Annotated in this window: 15 protein-coding genes; 5 read left to right on the plus strand and 10 right to left on the minus strand. The window is 51.9% G+C overall.

Features of this window, described 5'->3' with window-relative positions; genetic code table 11:
* Positions 1-72: 72 nt before the first annotated feature.
* From AC0LWM_RS10975 to AC0LWM_RS10985, 3 genes are all read right to left on the minus strand, one after another.
* Complete coding sequence (locus AC0LWM_RS10975) at positions 73-1,839, minus strand: methyl-accepting chemotaxis protein (protein ID WP_474674975.1); 1,767 nt, start codon at positions 1,837-1,839, stop codon at positions 73-75.
* Between the two features lie 113 nt (positions 1,840-1,952).
* The gene (locus tag AC0LWM_RS10980) at positions 1,953-2,459 is read right to left on the minus strand and encodes a serine hydrolase domain-containing protein (protein WP_474674977.1); all 507 of its coding nucleotides are present in this window, start codon (positions 2,457-2,459) and stop codon (positions 1,953-1,955) included.
* Positions 2,371-2,964 (minus strand): serine hydrolase, encoded by a 594-nt coding sequence (locus tag AC0LWM_RS10985; protein WP_474674978.1) that lies wholly within the window; start codon positions 2,962-2,964, stop codon positions 2,371-2,373. The genes AC0LWM_RS10980 and AC0LWM_RS10985 overlap by 89 nt, the downstream gene beginning before the upstream one ends.
* A 150-nt stretch (positions 2,965-3,114) precedes the next feature.
* Here AC0LWM_RS10985 and AC0LWM_RS10990 point away from each other — a divergent pair, with 150 nt between their 5' ends.
* Both AC0LWM_RS10990 and AC0LWM_RS10995 read left to right on the plus strand, forming a co-directional pair.
* Positions 3,115-3,645, plus strand: coding sequence for a VOC family protein (locus AC0LWM_RS10990; protein ID WP_474674979.1), 531 nt, complete (start codon positions 3,115-3,117; stop codon positions 3,643-3,645).
* Positions 3,646-4,173: 528 nt separating this feature from the next.
* The gene (locus AC0LWM_RS10995) at positions 4,174-4,968 is read left to right on the plus strand and encodes an alpha/beta fold hydrolase (protein ID WP_474674980.1); all 795 of its coding nucleotides are present in this window, start codon (positions 4,174-4,176) and stop codon (positions 4,966-4,968) included.
* A gap of 125 nt (positions 4,969-5,093) precedes the next feature.
* Here the strand turns inward: AC0LWM_RS10995 and AC0LWM_RS11000 are convergent, their stop codons facing one another.
* From AC0LWM_RS11000 to AC0LWM_RS11010, 3 genes are all read right to left on the minus strand, one after another.
* Positions 5,094-5,579: a hypothetical protein gene (locus AC0LWM_RS11000; protein ID WP_474674981.1), complete on the minus strand. Its 486-nt coding sequence runs from the start codon at positions 5,577-5,579 to the stop codon at positions 5,094-5,096.
* A gap of 452 nt (positions 5,580-6,031) precedes the next feature.
* Complete coding sequence (locus AC0LWM_RS11005) at positions 6,032-6,853, minus strand: VOC family protein (protein WP_474674982.1); 822 nt, start codon at positions 6,851-6,853, stop codon at positions 6,032-6,034.
* 446 nt (positions 6,854-7,299) lie between these two features.
* The gene (locus AC0LWM_RS11010; RefSeq protein ID WP_474674983.1) at positions 7,300-7,689 is read right to left on the minus strand and encodes a VOC family protein; all 390 of its coding nucleotides are present in this window, start codon (positions 7,687-7,689) and stop codon (positions 7,300-7,302) included.
* Positions 7,690-8,086: 397 nt separating this feature from the next.
* Between AC0LWM_RS11010 and AC0LWM_RS11015 the strand changes: the two genes are divergently transcribed.
* A complete protein-coding gene (locus AC0LWM_RS11015; RefSeq protein ID WP_474674984.1) occupies positions 8,087-8,998 on the plus strand; it encodes a hypothetical protein in 912 nt (303 codons plus the stop codon).
* 14 nt (positions 8,999-9,012) lie between these two features.
* On the opposite strand, the gene AC0LWM_RS11020 is transcribed toward AC0LWM_RS11015, so the two are convergent.
* The gene (locus AC0LWM_RS11020; RefSeq protein WP_474674985.1) at positions 9,013-9,537 is read right to left on the minus strand and encodes a 5' nucleotidase, NT5C type; all 525 of its coding nucleotides are present in this window, start codon (positions 9,535-9,537) and stop codon (positions 9,013-9,015) included.
* Positions 9,538-9,661: 124 nt separating this feature from the next.
* Here AC0LWM_RS11020 and AC0LWM_RS11025 point away from each other — a divergent pair, with 124 nt between their 5' ends.
* Positions 9,662-11,185, plus strand: coding sequence for an MDR family MFS transporter (locus AC0LWM_RS11025; protein WP_474674986.1), 1,524 nt, complete (start codon positions 9,662-9,664; stop codon positions 11,183-11,185).
* A 4-nt stretch (positions 11,186-11,189) separates the two neighbouring features.
* Here AC0LWM_RS11025 and AC0LWM_RS11030 read toward each other — a convergent pair whose 3' ends face one another.
* The 3 genes from AC0LWM_RS11030 to AC0LWM_RS11040 all read right to left on the minus strand — a co-directional run bounded on the left by AC0LWM_RS11030 (position 11,190) and on the right by AC0LWM_RS11040 (position 13,644).
* Positions 11,190-12,167 (minus strand): phosphotransferase family protein, encoded by a 978-nt coding sequence (locus AC0LWM_RS11030; RefSeq protein WP_474674987.1) that lies wholly within the window; start codon positions 12,165-12,167, stop codon positions 11,190-11,192.
* Positions 12,168-12,413: 246 nt separating this feature from the next.
* Positions 12,414-13,142 carry a DUF1361 domain-containing protein gene (locus AC0LWM_RS11035; protein ID WP_474674988.1) on the minus strand — a complete coding sequence of 243 codons (729 nt, stop codon included), beginning with the start codon at positions 13,140-13,142 and terminating at the stop codon, positions 12,414-12,416.
* A gap of 91 nt (positions 13,143-13,233) precedes the next feature.
* A complete protein-coding gene (locus AC0LWM_RS11040) occupies positions 13,234-13,644 on the minus strand; it encodes a YjdF family protein (protein ID WP_474674989.1) in 411 nt (136 codons plus the stop codon).
* Between the two features lie 309 nt (positions 13,645-13,953).
* Between AC0LWM_RS11040 and AC0LWM_RS11045 the strand changes: the two genes are divergently transcribed.
* Positions 13,954-14,556 (plus strand): TetR/AcrR family transcriptional regulator, encoded by a 603-nt coding sequence (locus AC0LWM_RS11045; protein WP_474674990.1) that lies wholly within the window; start codon positions 13,954-13,956, stop codon positions 14,554-14,556.
* Positions 14,557-14,632: the final 76 nt, after the last annotated feature.

The following is a 14,632-nucleotide window of genomic DNA, read 5'->3' on the forward strand; positions in this document are numbered from 1 at the left end:
CCGCCCCACCGCTCGCCTGACATGGCAAACGGATGAAACGGAGTGTTTATTCTTACTGACGCGATTGTCTCGCTATACCTTGATCCCGCTGACCGCGGCACGCATCTCCTGCGTCGTGTCGCTAAGCGCTGCGGCCGATTCGGCAATGCTGCGAACCGCGGCCAATTGCTCCTGAATGAGGCCGCTAATGTCCGCGGTGCTCGCCGATACCGAGCGGGCGATGTCGGCGATGCCGCCTGCGGATGCGGCCACTTCCTCGGACCCCGCCGACATTTGCTCCGCCGCCGAAGAAACTTCGTGAATCTGCTCCGTAATGCTCCGGAACATCTCCACGATGTTCGCGAAGGACGCCTCCGCCTGCACGGAGAGTCGTTGCCCTGCACCCACCTCGCGAATGCCGCCGTCCATCGCGCTTGCGATTCCGCTCGTCTCGTTCTGGATGCCGAGCAGCAGGTCGGCAATCCGGCCCGTTGAGCCGGAGGCGTCTTCCGCCAGCTTGCGCACTTGCGCCGCGACGACGGCAAAGCCTGCGCCGTGCTCACCCGCCCGCGCCGCTTCGATCGACGCGTTCAAGGCGAGCAGCTTCGTCTGATCCGCGATCTCGCGGATCGCGCGCAATGCGTCTTCGATCTGCTCCGAGTAGCTCCGCAGCGCGGTGACACGCGCGGCCGCTTCCTGCGTCGACTCGGCGATCGCGCCGATCTGGCCGCTCATCTGCCGAACGACGGCTTTGCCGGATTCGGCGTTATGCAGCGCGTTATCCGATGCATCGTACAACGCCAGCGACGCCGAGGAGACGCGCTGAACGGCAGCGGACATCTCCTCCATGCCGGTCGCACACTCTTGCGTGCTTGTTTGCTGCACGCCCATGCCTGCGGCCACCTCACGGACCGAAGCGTCGATGCGCGTGTTCATGTTGAGCAGCTGGCGCGTTTCCACGGCGAAGCGTTCCGTCGTTGACGCCACCTGCTCGGTCGTCTTCGACACCGCGCGGACGAGCTCGCCGATGATTTCGTTCATCCGGCTCGACATGTTCACCATCGCCCGGTACACCGCGCCGACCTCATCCGCGGATCGTACCGGATGCTGGGCCAGCATGACGCCGGCTCCTTGCAAATCGCCCGAAGCGATACGCTCCGCCGCCGTCGCCATATGCCGCAGCGGACGGAGCGCCCGCGCCAGCAGGAACACGATAAGAGCCACGCCAAGCGCCATCAGCGCGAGCATCCATCCGTACAAAGGCGCGCTGCTCCGGATCACTTCGCCCGCCAGCGTGCTTACGACCTCGGCATCGGTATCGATGCCGAGAATAGCCAGAACGGTGCCGTCCGCCCGTTTTATCGGCGCATACGTGGAAATATATTTGCCGTACGTCGGATTGTCGATGAGCGGCGAGCTGGCCGTCTCCCCTTTCAGCAGCGACTCCACCGCGTCCGCGGGAACGTCGGTCACTTCCCCGATCGGCGAAGCGCTGTCCGACCCTTTCGGCTGCCCGTCGATCATGATGAGCGGCTGCCCTTTGTCGTCGATACGGACGAGATATACATACCGGGCGCCGATCCGGCTCCGGTATTGATCCATCTCGCCGCGAATCGACCAGTACAGGTCGCTCTCCGTTTCATTTTGCATAAATTGCTCGATACGGCTTGTGTCCATCTGCCCTGCATAACTGGACGCCATCCGCATCCCGTAGCGGGCGATCGTTTCCTCAACCGCCTTCTGCGCGTCCTGCACCTGAATAAAAATAGACTGGGCCGCCAGCAGAATGAATACGACGAGCACAGCCGCCACCATTTTGACCATAAACCGCTTACGCAACCATCCAACCCAACGCAGCATGATGTGTTAACCCCTCTGTCGAAAACGATAGTATATTTTTCACCTTTATTCGACAATTCGCTTCGACATATCCATTTTCCTCCTGGATGGCGCGAAAATTTGTTTCTATAGGACTAGAGCATGCAATCCAACAGAAACTTTCGAACCAAATAACCCGGATCTCTCACGACAACACTCGTAGTGGCCTGCATTTCGGCGATGCCGATATCGGAATTGGCTGTCAGAACGATCGTTGTCCGGTAACTCGGAATCACATACACGTATTGCCCCCCGTAGCCCGAAGCAAACGAGTACGAAATCCCTTCGCAGGAAGATACCCACCACAACAAGCCATACGCGGCATAATCCCCCCAACCTTCCGACTGAAGGGAAGCAGATTCACTGCACCATTTTTCCGGCAACAGCCGTTGACCCTGCCATATGCCATCGGCTAGGTAAAGTTGACCGAATCGGGCAAGCATTCGGGGCGTAAGAAACATGTTAGTCCCTCCCCAATTCACGCCTTGAGGGTCATGCTCCCAATATATCGGACTACGAATTCCTATCGGCCGAAAAAGCTCTCGACTCGCGTATTGCGCAGCCGATTCGCCTGAAATAACCGACAATACGGCAGACAGCAAATGTGTCGTACACGTACAATAATGGAACGATTATTCCCGGCTTTCTTGCGAGCGGCACATCCAGAATCGATTTTACCCAATTCGGGCTTCTCCAGATCTCCAGCATCTCCGGACTATTCTCGCCGATCCCGATTCCGTGCGTCATGACCAGCAGGTGGCGCAAAGTTACGCCCTCCAGGTTGCGAAGCATGTCCGGCGGAACGTCTTGAGCAAAATCCGTTACATACTGATCAATGGAGCGAATCCGTCCGCGTTGAATGGAGATCCCAACCAAGGCGTTCATGATGCTTTTTGTAATCGACTTGATGCTATAGGCGTGATTCGACTTAGCCCCGCCAAGATACTTCTCAAATACAAGCCGGTCATCTCTCACAAGAAGCAGACTATATAGTGTCGGAAAAGTTTCCGCTAGTTCATGATAAGCCTCATTCAACTTGACAAAGCTTAAACCCGCTTCCTCCGCTTGCGTCACCCGAAACGGAACATCTTCATCCATGATTCGCATGGGCCGTCCTCCTTAGGTCTGGCTCTCGCTTCAAGAACTTTTCGACACGAAATTTACAAATCCTTCAAGTGATTCAGTTGCCGCATGTTGATAAAAAAATACACAGTGACATTCCATGAAATGGTACACTCTTTGCAGGAGGTGGTTTTCTTGGGCCACAATTTACGGCATTTCAACAAACCTGATCGCCATGATCAAATACCGAATAATCCTGACGGCTATCGTCCCAACAACGTACCTGTCGCCTTGAAGCTTGTTCAGGGCCATTACAAGGAGGTTAACGATATGGACCAATCGCCGGCGCAGCAATCAAGTCTGCATTTCGACGGCAAAATCACCCTTTGGCAATATGTAAAAAACCTCGATGCTGCCGTAGCCTGGTATACGGAGAAACTGGGCTTGAAGTACGCACACGATATCGGACTTGCCTATTTTTTGACAATTAATGAGTATACGGAGCTTGCCATTAGCGATCTCTATATGGGGGAATCGACCGAGCACGCATGTCCAAGAAGCGTCATGCTGGACCTGCATAGCCAGAACATTCGAGAAACACACCGACTGTTGACGGAACGCGGCGTGAAGGTCGAAGCTCTGGAAAACCCCGCGCCGACATATTATGAATTCTATTTCTGGGATTTGGAAGAGAACAAGATTCGAGTTTCAGGGTTTTTCCGGTAAGCTCTCCCGACTGTACCGTATCCAAATTGCAATGAAAGGCCCGAATAGCGGTCCGGAAGTGGCTTCCCGTTCACCTTCCTTTCCGTTATGTTAGAACCATCATGGAAATGAGGTGGTCTTTTGGCTCTAACAGCCCTGAAATTCACGAATGATATCCTAGTTAACAAAAGAATATCCTTGCAATATCTCCTTCATATTCCTCGAGATTACAAGGAGGACGGAGCAAAATGGCCGGTTATAGTTTTTCTGCACGGTCGCGATCAGCGAGCGACTCCGTTGAGAGGAACTGCGATAAATTACTATTTACGCACAAAAAAACGCCACTCGTAGGCGATATTGGAGATTTACTCAGCGGTTTACCTTTTGTTCGAAATACCGAGATGGTGGCGAGAATCCCTAGTCTATAGAATGGACGCACCCGGACCTTCGCGCTTCAGGCTCGTCGGCTGTGCCGCCCCGGGCATTCACGTTTGGGCGCTGAGCGCGTATCCTATCTGGAAAGGATTTTGATTCGCGGAGGCATCAACGGTGGGATATTACGTAACAGTAGAGCCGGGGGTAAAGCTCTACGTGGAGGACATCAACCCGGCAGGAAGCAAGACGATTGTGTTTCTTCATGGCTGGCCGCTCAGCCATGACCAGTTCGAATATCAGTTCGACGTGCTGCCGGGCACGGGCTACCGTTGCATCGGCATAGACTGGCGTGGCTTCGGCAAGTCGGACCGGCCCTACGGCGGCTATAATTTAGAGCGGCTTGCGGACGATATACGCGCCGTCGTTGACGCGCTGCAGTTGAAAGATTTCGTGCTCGCCGGACATTCGACCGGAGGCGCGATCGCGATCAAATACGTCGTGCGGTACAATGGCGGCGGCGTATCCAAGCTCGTGCTGATCGACGCGGCTGCGCCGCGCGGCTTCACCAAGGAGACGGCCGCGCAGTTGCTGAAGCAGACGTTGAACGACCGGGCGAACATGATGAACGGCGTGACGGACATTTTCTTCTTCCGGTACATCACCAAGCCATTCTCGGACTGGTTCAATCGGATGGGTATGCAGGCTGCCGGCTGGTCGACGGCCGCGATCATCGTCATGCTACGGGACTTCGATTTGAATGCCGACCTGTCTCGCATCCAGGTGCCGACGCTGATCGTGCATGGCATTCACGACCAGGTCATTCCGTTCAGCCAGGCGGAGGAGATGCATCGGAAAATTCCCCATTCGCGGCTCGTGCCGTTCATGTACAGCGGCCACGGCTCGTTCTACGACGAACGCGACAAGTTCAATCAGCTGATGCAGGAGTTCGTCGGGACTGCGCAGCGATAAACGCCTGGCCGCCGCATAGCATGACCGCGCTACTTCCCGGGCCAATGGCTGCGCCTTCGCGGGATCCGTCGGTCACCTGCGCCAATGGAATCGATGTTAATTCCTCCTTTAAGTTCTCGTATCCGTTAGCTTAATGATCTGGTCGCCGTATACAAGTCAAAAAATCCAGGTTTGGTTACATTGTTCATTTCGAAATGTCCATAGAGCAGCTCAGGGGCACGTAATGACGTTTCAAAAAAACGATCCATGGCTTGATAACCTAGGCGTTCATCTGCAACGGGTATATCAGAGACAAATCCGTATTCGCTGGCTGGAATGATTATTTTGGTAAACCATTCAGGCACCAAATCATCATTCTCAATTTCTATCGATACGATAACGGAAAATGTGCCGGGTATTTGTTTTTCGCCTGCCGGAAGCACTGCATAAATCATGTCCCTGTTAATCCAACCTGGAAAATGCTCGGCTGCGGTTAAGAGGCTATGTTTAGTCACATTAAAAAGACTAACTCCCTTATCCGCATAGGGCTTTCCCCCAACAAACGGAATACCGACTAACTTAATTTCATTCCTTTTTACACGTTCTGCCTCAAATTTTCTCACATCATTCATGAGAAAAATCCCCCTTCTTACCCGTTTCTTTGGTACTTTTCTATAAAACATTCGACATTGCAGTTTCTAATCCTTCCATTTCGTTCCACTATCCTGCCCAATAGCTTAATAAGGCTACAGGCCGGTTCCGCGGTAGCCTCATGGTGCAATGATTTGAGCTCTTGTATCCGTTAGAGCTCAGTGTTCTTTTTTATTTGTTGGGATTTTGCCCAAAAGCAAGCAGATTGCCGTACTTATCTCTAACCGTATCTCTAATCTCAAGCATTCTGCTTTCATCAACTAGATTCCCGCATGCGATCTTTCTTTGCTTCGTACCGGAGTCGTCTACGGTGCTATTTAATAAAAAACAAGAACCCGCACTTAAATGCGGGTTTCAATCGGCTTATGCACTTGTCGTCCGACACGCTCAGGGAGGGCTTATCTTATTCTTCCTTCTCTATCACTTGTCCTTATTAAGACTCATCCACATTACACCATTGATAAGGGAAGTGGGTATGGATGTGCTTATCATCGTAATATTCCAATATGTAATAGCTGTTTGCTTTGGAAAGGCACAGATCCATCCATTTGCTTCTATGGGTGTGGTTTTCCCTGAACTGCTCATTGGAAGCGTCATAGTGAAAAATGCTATATTCTTGGCTCGGGATTGCTATGTACTCTATTCCATCAGGAAGTGGATCCGAAGGTGCTTCCGATACGGCAACACAAGCATAGATAGCATCAACCTGTTGCGAATAGCTGGATGCGGTGAACGCATCGCCTTCTATTGTCATACCAAACTGTCGACATTTGGCGTTCAGTTCGTCGGCTGCTGTCCGAAAGTCACTTTGTCCAGCAATCTTTTTAGCGATTACATGCATTTCTTCTTTCGACTCCAGACGGCACAGAATGTACGGCATATAATTGTCTGGCAGTGAATATTCAAGCATTTCCAATCCAAAAACACCCGGCATGACTACAATCTTGTTGCCATCAGGATCGTTAAGCTGAAAGTATGTACGGTTTTCATCCTCAGGAAACTCAAACGCGATTTGTGCTTGAACAAGCCGATCTTGAATATCTCCAATACGACCCGATTTCAACCCCAGATAACCGTTTGGATTTATACCCCGATCCATAAAAAGTATCCGTCCTGGTGCAATTTGCAAGGTTGCAAAATCGGAACCAATCGATAAGAGTTGAAACCCAAATGCCTGATAATACCATTTGACTGCTTTTTGCATGTCACTGACGTAGATCGTGCTGTAAGTCGAGTCTACATACGATTGAAGCAAAATAATCATCTCCTAAAATGTGAGTTGTAAAGCCTAACTCCACACCACCTTTCTTACATTTATTATCGATGCCACTTTGCGACGAAACCTGAAAATCACCTTATTTACATTTCAATATCTTTTTTCGAAGGTTATAGACTCCTGCTAATTATGATCGGCAAGTCGTCCGGCTCTCGGACAACGATACCACCTAATACATCTTCAGACTCGTCTGAAAACCGCCATGATCTTAGTTCCTACGTTTACCCTTTTACACGTTCCTCCCCGTTACTTCAACATATAAAAGGTTGCTGTTCTTGACAGTCGACACACTCACACCCAACACTGTGTTAATCTGCCCATTCGTATTATGAAGCTACCGGCCGGTTCCGCAGCAGCCTCATGGTGCAACTATTTGAGCTCTTGTTCTCCGTTAGTTCAATATTTTGTCATCCGACATTACTTTCTCATTTTTTCGGATCCTCGATCGCCCAGAAACGGTTACCGCTAGGGTCATGAAACATCATATCCCAGCCGCCTCCGCCGCCCCTCACTATTTCTCCTACCATAGCACCGTTTGCGATCAATTCCTCACGCAATCTCCGGATGTCAGATGTGACAAACTGAATGCAGAAATGGGGATGTACCTTATAGTCCCCAGCGAACCAAATGCTGTTTTCCTCTGCATCTGGCTCATATATGAGGAGCTTTTGCCCCGAGGGGAGTTTCACTTGCGCGATACCCATTTTAAATACGAGCTCACAGCCCAAAACGTTGACATACCAGTCAGCCGCCTGGTCGTAGTTCACAACAGGAATACCGATTACAGCTTCACTAGCACGCACAAAATCTATCAATGTCATTTCCCCTATCTAGAATTTGATTTGTGACTTACAGTTATTTTGATGCCCCATGATGTCGCAAACCTGACTTACTGAAGAAAATAAATCTCTATAATAATTTCATTCCCACAATCACACTATCCTGCCCGTTACTTCAACGCTGCCGCGTGAGTGTAACACTTTATTTTCACGGTCTACATCTTTGTTTTCCTAGTCTAAAACTTTATTTTCTTGGACATCTTTGACACCCAAGTCGCAAGCCCTCCGAACAACCGGACAAATTTCGCCATAAATCGAGCCTGGTTCTAGGCAAAAAGAATCGTTTTCCCGGGAAGACCGACGGAACCGCTGCCGGCCGAGCGTAGTTTATAGGACAACCATATAACCACTACGACAAACGGAGGGAAATGCGATGAAACTATCGAAGGCGATGATGACAGCGGTTCTATTGGGAGGCGTCTGCTTGATGGGCATCGGCTGTACGGATCAGAAACCGGGCACGGCGGCAGGAACCGATCCGAAAACGGAAGCGGGTACAGGGGTAACGTTCGGAAAATCCGAGCTGCCCGGCGGCGGAATCCGCATTCCGCACAATGAGCGGCTGCATCTGTCCACAGACCAGCAGTGGATCGAGAAGGAAGGGCATTTGTCCGACCTGATCCGGCTGCAATGGACGGCAGAGCGGGCCAAGCCGGCGATCGTTTGGGCCGACGAAAGCGGCAAGGACAAAACGGCGATCATTTCGCACGACAAAGCGAACAATCCGGAGCAGCACGACCATAAGCATATTTCATTCGAGACGACGATGTCGCCGACCGGGCAATACGCGAACCAGTTGTTCACCCGGTTTGAAATCCCCTACGACACCGACGTGAGCGAGATCCGCACCCATTCGTCCAATTTCAATGTGATGAGCGGCATTTTGCGAGTAGCGGGGGAAACCGGGACGAACCGGGACATCCAGTTCAGCGTAGCCGGCAAAGAGAACGAGACGACGCCGAGATGGACTATCCGGGCAGACAGCTCGAAGGAAGCAGGCAACAACTCGGGAGCCGACCTACAGTTCATCCGTTCCGGCGATGACGGAAAAGCGGCCGATTCCGCGCTCACCCTGCAGCGCAGCGGCGGCAACATCGGGATCGGTACAAACGAGCCCGACACCAAGCTCGACGTGAACGGGGACAAGCTGCGCATCCGCAACAAGTATACGCCGGCTTCGTCCAGTGCGGCCTGCAGTCAGGGACAGATGGCTTGGGACGACCACTATGTATATGTGTGCGTTTCCCAGAACAGCTGGAAAAGGACGGAGCTATCGTCCTGGTAACCTTTCCTTTCGATCTATTTTAAAAAATATTCCCGCACTTCCAGCCAGTTGTTCACTCTCACGTAACCGGTCTCGTTGCAGTTATGCGGCGACGAGAACAAAATGCCTTGTCCCGCGAAGTTTTTGAAATGCTTCACGTTGTCGTCGATCAAGTAATCGGCGCGGATAATGCTCTTGTCGCCGCAGAACACAAAATTCATCTCGTTGAGGAATCCGAAATGCTCCTTGAGCCACTCGTACTTTGCCGTAAACGAAGCAGGCACCTCCATCGCGGCCGTCGTAATAAAAATCTCGTAGCGCTCGCTTAGCTCTCGGATGACCTCCTGGCTGTCCTTCATGACGCCCAAGTCGCGGAAAAAACCGGGATCTGCCAAATATCGCCTCAAAGCGTCCATCCGATCCGGCCGCAAATCTCGAAGACGCGTCCCCATTAAATCATCAAACGTAAGATTTTCATTAAATTCGCGGTTAAACAACCGCAAATGCTTCGTATTAAAGTCAGCCATGACTTCGTCCATGTCGATCGCGATTCTTTGCATTGATGTCTGCACTCCTTCGGTCAAAAAAAATTTGAAAACAAGTTCGTAAAGTATGACAAACTGCTGTCATACTTTTTTGTTTACACTGTGTCCATAGAACAATTTTACCGTAGGAGGATTTACAATGGCAAAGCAAAAACAAAACTTGGGCATCATTCTCGCCGGACTGTTGCTCGGCATTATGATGGCTTCGATGGACAACACCATCGTGACGACGGCCATGGGGACAATCGTCGGCAAACTCGGCGGGCTGGACAAATTCGTCTGGGTCACATCCGCTTACATGATCGCCGAGATGGCGGGAATGCCGATTTTCGGCAAGCTGTCCGATATGTATGGACGGAAGAAATTTTTTATTTTCGGCATCGCCGTGTTCATGATCGGATCCATCCTATGCGGAACCGCAACGTCGATCGTCGAGCTCAGCATCTATCGCGCGATTCAAGGCATCGGAGGCGGAGCACTCGTGCCGGTAGCGTTCACCATTATGTTCGACGCCGTCCCGGCGGAAAGCCGCGGCAAGCTGGTCGGCCTGTTCGGCGCCGTATTCGGCATGTCCAGCATTTTCGGTCCGCTGCTCGGTTCTTACTTCACGGACTACGTCAACTGGCAATGGATTTTCTGGATCAACCTTCCGCTTGGCGTCGTCGCCTTGATCTTCATCGCGTTCTTCTATCAAGAATCGCACGTGCATTCGAAGCAACGAATCGATTGGTGGGGCGCGATCACGCTTGTCGGCGCCGTCGTTTGTCTTGCCTTTGCCTTGGAGCTTGGCGGCAAAGAGTTCGCTTGGGATTCCTCCGTCATTCTCGGCTTATTCGCGGGTTTTGTCGTTCTTACCGCACTCTTCGTGCTTGCCGAACGACGCGCCGCCGAACCGATCATTGCCTTCGGCATGTTCAAGAAACGGCTATATTCGACGAGCAACGCCATCGCCGTATTCAGCAGCGCCGCGTTCATCACCGCATCGGTTTACATCCCGATTTACATTCAAGGCGTCATGGGAGGTACGGCGACGAACTCCGGCCTTGTCCTGCTGCCGATGATGGTCGGCTCGGTCATTACCGCCACGGTCGGCGGCTTTGTGATGAGCAAGTTCAGCTACAGGTCGATCATGATTATCGCTTCGTTCATTTTCCTAGCGGGCGTCATCATGCTGAGCTTCTTGTCCGCCGAATCGTCGCGCTTCACGGTTACCCTCTGCATGATTATCGTAGGCCTTGGCATTGGCGCATCCTTCTCCGTGCTAAGCAATGCGGCGATGCATTCCTTCGACGAACGGCAGCGCGGCTCGGTCAGCTCGACGCTGAACTTCCTGCGCTCGCTCGGGATGACGATCGGCATTACCGTGTTCGGCATCATTCAGAAGCATTCCTTCACGAGCGAAATGCCGGTTTCAGCCGGTCAAGGCGCGATGCCTGAAGGCATGCAATCCGGCGATCCGCATGCCATGCTGGATGTCGCTCAGCGGGTGAACATCCCGAAACCGATCCTGGACACGATTACGGAGGCGTTGTCCTCCTCGATCGTCCAAACCTTCACATGGGCCGTATTGCCCGCGGTCATCGCGCTTCTATGCGCCTTTGCCATGAGCCGCGAGAAAATGAGCGCCATGCCCGATCTTCGCAATTCCGCCGTTTCGCATTAAACAATCAAGCCCGGCTATCCATCAGCTTCAACATCGCCTGATGATTATAAGCAACGATGTCGCCCGCCAGTTTCCGATCCGGATACCCGCGATGGAGCAGCTTTAGACCGCCGGCCGTGCACGAAACATGATGATACATTTTGTAAAATAACATCCGGGCCGGATCAAGCGAATCGCCCCGCAAGTAGCGGTAATGCTCGCCGAATCGAAACTCCAGGAAGCTGTGCTCATGTTCAATATCGAAGAAATGCGCTCCTTCGATATCGATCAAGCATGGTTCTAATTTATCATTGACGAATACATGATCCGGTCCCAGCTCGCCATGAATAAATCCGTAGCGCTGCCGTGGTGCGATAGCGGCTTCCAGCTTCTGAATCGTACCGGCGAGCTTGCTCCGATGTGTCGCAATGTCGGGAATATGCTGGGATGCATAAATCAAGTCTTCAAGCGCGCAGTGCAACAACGACCGATGACACGGATCGGTTCCCGCTTTCTCCGCTGCCAGCTTCCCATAAACGGGCCTAACTTCGCTGTGCATACGCGCCAGCATATCGCTTAATCGTTGAAATACGGTATGTTGAACTCGGGGAGGCTCGTCAAAATACTGATCCGACCGCTTTCCGTCCACGTATTCAACCAGCGCATAGTCGAAAGGGTACTCATCTTGATCCGAATTCAAATGATACAAAGCGGGCGTTCTTATCCCTAGCTGCTTTAGGAAAGCGTTGTTGCTTGCAAACAGTCGGCCGCCGAACGAGCGCTCTTCGGGTTGTTCAAGCTCGATCTCCTCTTGAAAATAATTATTCGTTACATCCCAAACGTAAAGCACGCAAATGAATCCGTTGCCGCATTCGATTTGATACACCGATTTTTGAGCGCCGCCTCGCATTTTTTGTACATTCCCGATCCGATACCCTCCGCCCATGACCTGCTTAACATACGCTTGAAGATCGTCCAATTCCAGGTGACAGCTATATTCCATAACCTAAGTCGCTCCGTTTCATCGATTATTGCCGGCATCGTTACTATAAGAAATTTTCCGATAAAAATATAGACTGTTTCTTCGCCTTTTGTTATGATGTTGAATAAGGTCTTGCTAAAAATCGCGAGCCAAGTATCGAGTGAAACACATACTTTCTTGTATATAAAAAGTCTTTGGAGCATGCTCCAAAGACTTTTTTGATCCTTATCTCGCGCCCCCCATAAGCAAGCCTTCCCTCCCGCAACGCTAACGAGCAGACTCCCGCCCTTTCTCCGAACGCATGCCGCCCTCCGTTAAGCTGAACAAAACCACGTAAACCATGAGCAAGAACACGCCGAACAGCAGCGAGAAATAGAACGGATATCGCTGAGTCGCAATCGCCCCCAGCTCCTTTACCAACCGATGCGGAGCAACGATCACGTCCCAGCTGTTCAGGCGCAGGAATCTTCCGATAAAGACGCCGAAGCTGCTCAGTGCAATGACCGCAAGCGCCAGCATATTCCCGGCCGCTTGCCCATAAGCTCCCACTACCCATTTCCGCATCGTATACAGCGACACGAAGCCAAGCAGCACACCTGTCCAAACGCAGCACAAAAGAAGAATAATATCAAACCAGCGTGAACTATCACCGTTGTAGATCCAATTGATATGGACGACATCGGTGGCGATGTAAGGAGCATTCGGGTAAAAAATCAGCCAAACAAACGCTGCGGCCCAGAATAGGACCGGCTTGTCGCGCCGACGATCGTGCATACGGTACAAGTAAGTTGACACCCACAGCGGAATCCAAGCCAGGAAGACATTCCATAATAGAAAAAAATTGCTGAAAGCGTCTGTATACCAACGGAACAAGGAAAGCAAGGCGCATAACGCGGTAAAAACGTACAGCATCATATGCGCATTCCATAGCGGCGTCGCTGGCAGTGTGCTTTCCCTGCTGCGGTTCAACGTACCCTGATTGAAATTTTGTTCCATAGATTCGCTCCTATACTTGTTGTTGACGACAAAAAACCGGGGCGCTTCGTCTGTCGAATGTCCCGGTTGCTTGTCTTGCGCTTGGCAGACGCTAGTGGCCGCGATGCTTGGCTTTCGCTTTGCGTACGGCTATTTCGCGCTTTCTAGCTTTATCGGCTTCGGCCTGCGCTTTGGAGACGACCTTTCGCTCCAGCTTGCGGTGCTCGAGCTCCTTCGCAAGCGCCTGCTGCGCTAACGTGCCGGCGCCGCGCTGCGCCATCTCGGCGGCGGCTTCGCGGGCGAGCCGCTTCGGATTCGCCTTGCGGACGAGCTGCGCTTTGCCCGCAACCGTCTGCGACGTCCTGTCGAGCAACGGCATCATCTCCTGCCAGACGAACTCGAGCACCTCCGCGTCATGCGGTTCGGAACCGAATATGTGCCGGCAAGCTTTGACGCGGCTCTCCTGCACGTCCTCCACGACGCCGACCCAAAAGCCGTTTTCGAAAAATACGGTAAGCTTCATAGCTTCCCCTCCTTATGAGACTTGCGAGCGACGGACATCCCGGAGGGGGAAGGTTACGACATGCCGGCCTGAAGCGAATCCGCATCGGCGCGCCATGCATCCGGACTACCAACCGGACCGTGTTTTTACGCTCAATCCATATTATAGAAGATGGCCGCACAGGTACGCAAATGAAAGCTTAATTATATATTCCGGCGCAAACCGCTCCCATCTTGACAATCCGATTCCACAGACGTAATGTGTGAATAGAGGATTCATGGATTCACCATCATCGTAAGCAGCGATATCGGAATAGGAGCGGCGCCATCCATGCCCAAGTTCACGAAACGGGAAAAAGAACTTATTCATCAGAAGCTGATCGAGACGGGAAAACGGCTTTTTGCTTCGTTCGGCCTCAAAAAAACGAACGTCGAAGATTTAACGAAAGGGACGGGCATCGCCCAAGGCTCCTTTTATTTGTTTTACGGCTCGAAGGAAGAGCTGTATTTCGAGATCATTCAGCAAGAAGAGGCGGCGATTCGCGAGCAGCTGAACGAACGATATTTTACCGGCAAGCAAGCGACGAAGGAGTCTTTCAAGCAGTTTCTGAGAGAATCGGTTAACATCATTAAGGACAATCCGTTCATCCGGCAAATGTACAACGAGGACTTGATGGAAACCGTGCTCCGCAAGCTGCCGCCGGAGAAGCTCGAGCGGCATTTCGCCGACGACGCCGACTATTTCATGCCGCTGCTGCTCCATGCACAGGAACAAGGCTGGCTCATCCGCGAAAACCCGAGTACGATCATCCAGATGCTTCGCTCTATTATTATGCTGTCCTTGCAGAGAGGACAAGCCGATAATCAGCAGCATGAAGCGGCGATGGATTTGCTGATCGGGCTCGTCGCCGAGGGGTTAGTGGCAAAGGGATGAGGGTGCTAGTATATTTCCTCAAAGTTATTAAATCGCCTTTTCGTTAGCAAAACAAAACCCTCACGCTAGTCTCAAC

The sequence above is a fragment of the Paenibacillus sp. sgz302148 genome (assembly GCF_056120465.1).

What these genes read in the sequence shown, in the direction of transcription:
- AC0LWM_RS10975 (WP_474674975.1), bottom strand. Translation starts at nt 1,839, where the DNA reads ATGCTGCGTTGGGTTGGATGGTTGCGTAAGCGGTTTATGGTCAAAATG.
- AC0LWM_RS10985 (WP_474674978.1), bottom strand. Translation starts at nt 2,964, where the DNA reads ATGCGAATCATGGATGAAGATGTTCCGTTTCGGGTGACGCAAGCGGAG.
- AC0LWM_RS11000 (WP_474674981.1), bottom strand. Translation starts at nt 5,579, where the DNA reads ATGAATGATGTGAGAAAATTTGAGGCAGAACGTGTAAAAAGGAATGAA.
- AC0LWM_RS11015 (WP_474674984.1), top strand. Translation starts at nt 8,087, where the DNA reads ATGAAACTATCGAAGGCGATGATGACAGCGGTTCTATTGGGAGGCGTC.
- AC0LWM_RS11020 (WP_474674985.1), bottom strand. Translation starts at nt 9,537, where the DNA reads ATGCAAAGAATCGCGATCGACATGGACGAAGTCATGGCTGACTTTAAT.
- AC0LWM_RS11025 (WP_474674986.1), top strand. Translation starts at nt 9,662, where the DNA reads ATGGCAAAGCAAAAACAAAACTTGGGCATCATTCTCGCCGGACTGTTG.
- AC0LWM_RS11030 (WP_474674987.1), bottom strand. Translation starts at nt 12,167, where the DNA reads ATGGAATATAGCTGTCACCTGGAATTGGACGATCTTCAAGCGTATGTT.
- AC0LWM_RS11035 (WP_474674988.1), bottom strand. Translation starts at nt 13,142, where the DNA reads ATGGAACAAAATTTCAATCAGGGTACGTTGAACCGCAGCAGGGAAAGC.
- AC0LWM_RS11040 (WP_474674989.1), bottom strand. Translation starts at nt 13,644, where the DNA reads ATGAAGCTTACCGTATTTTTCGAAAACGGCTTTTGGGTCGGCGTCGTG.
- AC0LWM_RS11045 (WP_474674990.1), top strand. Translation starts at nt 13,954, where the DNA reads ATGCCCAAGTTCACGAAACGGGAAAAAGAACTTATTCATCAGAAGCTG.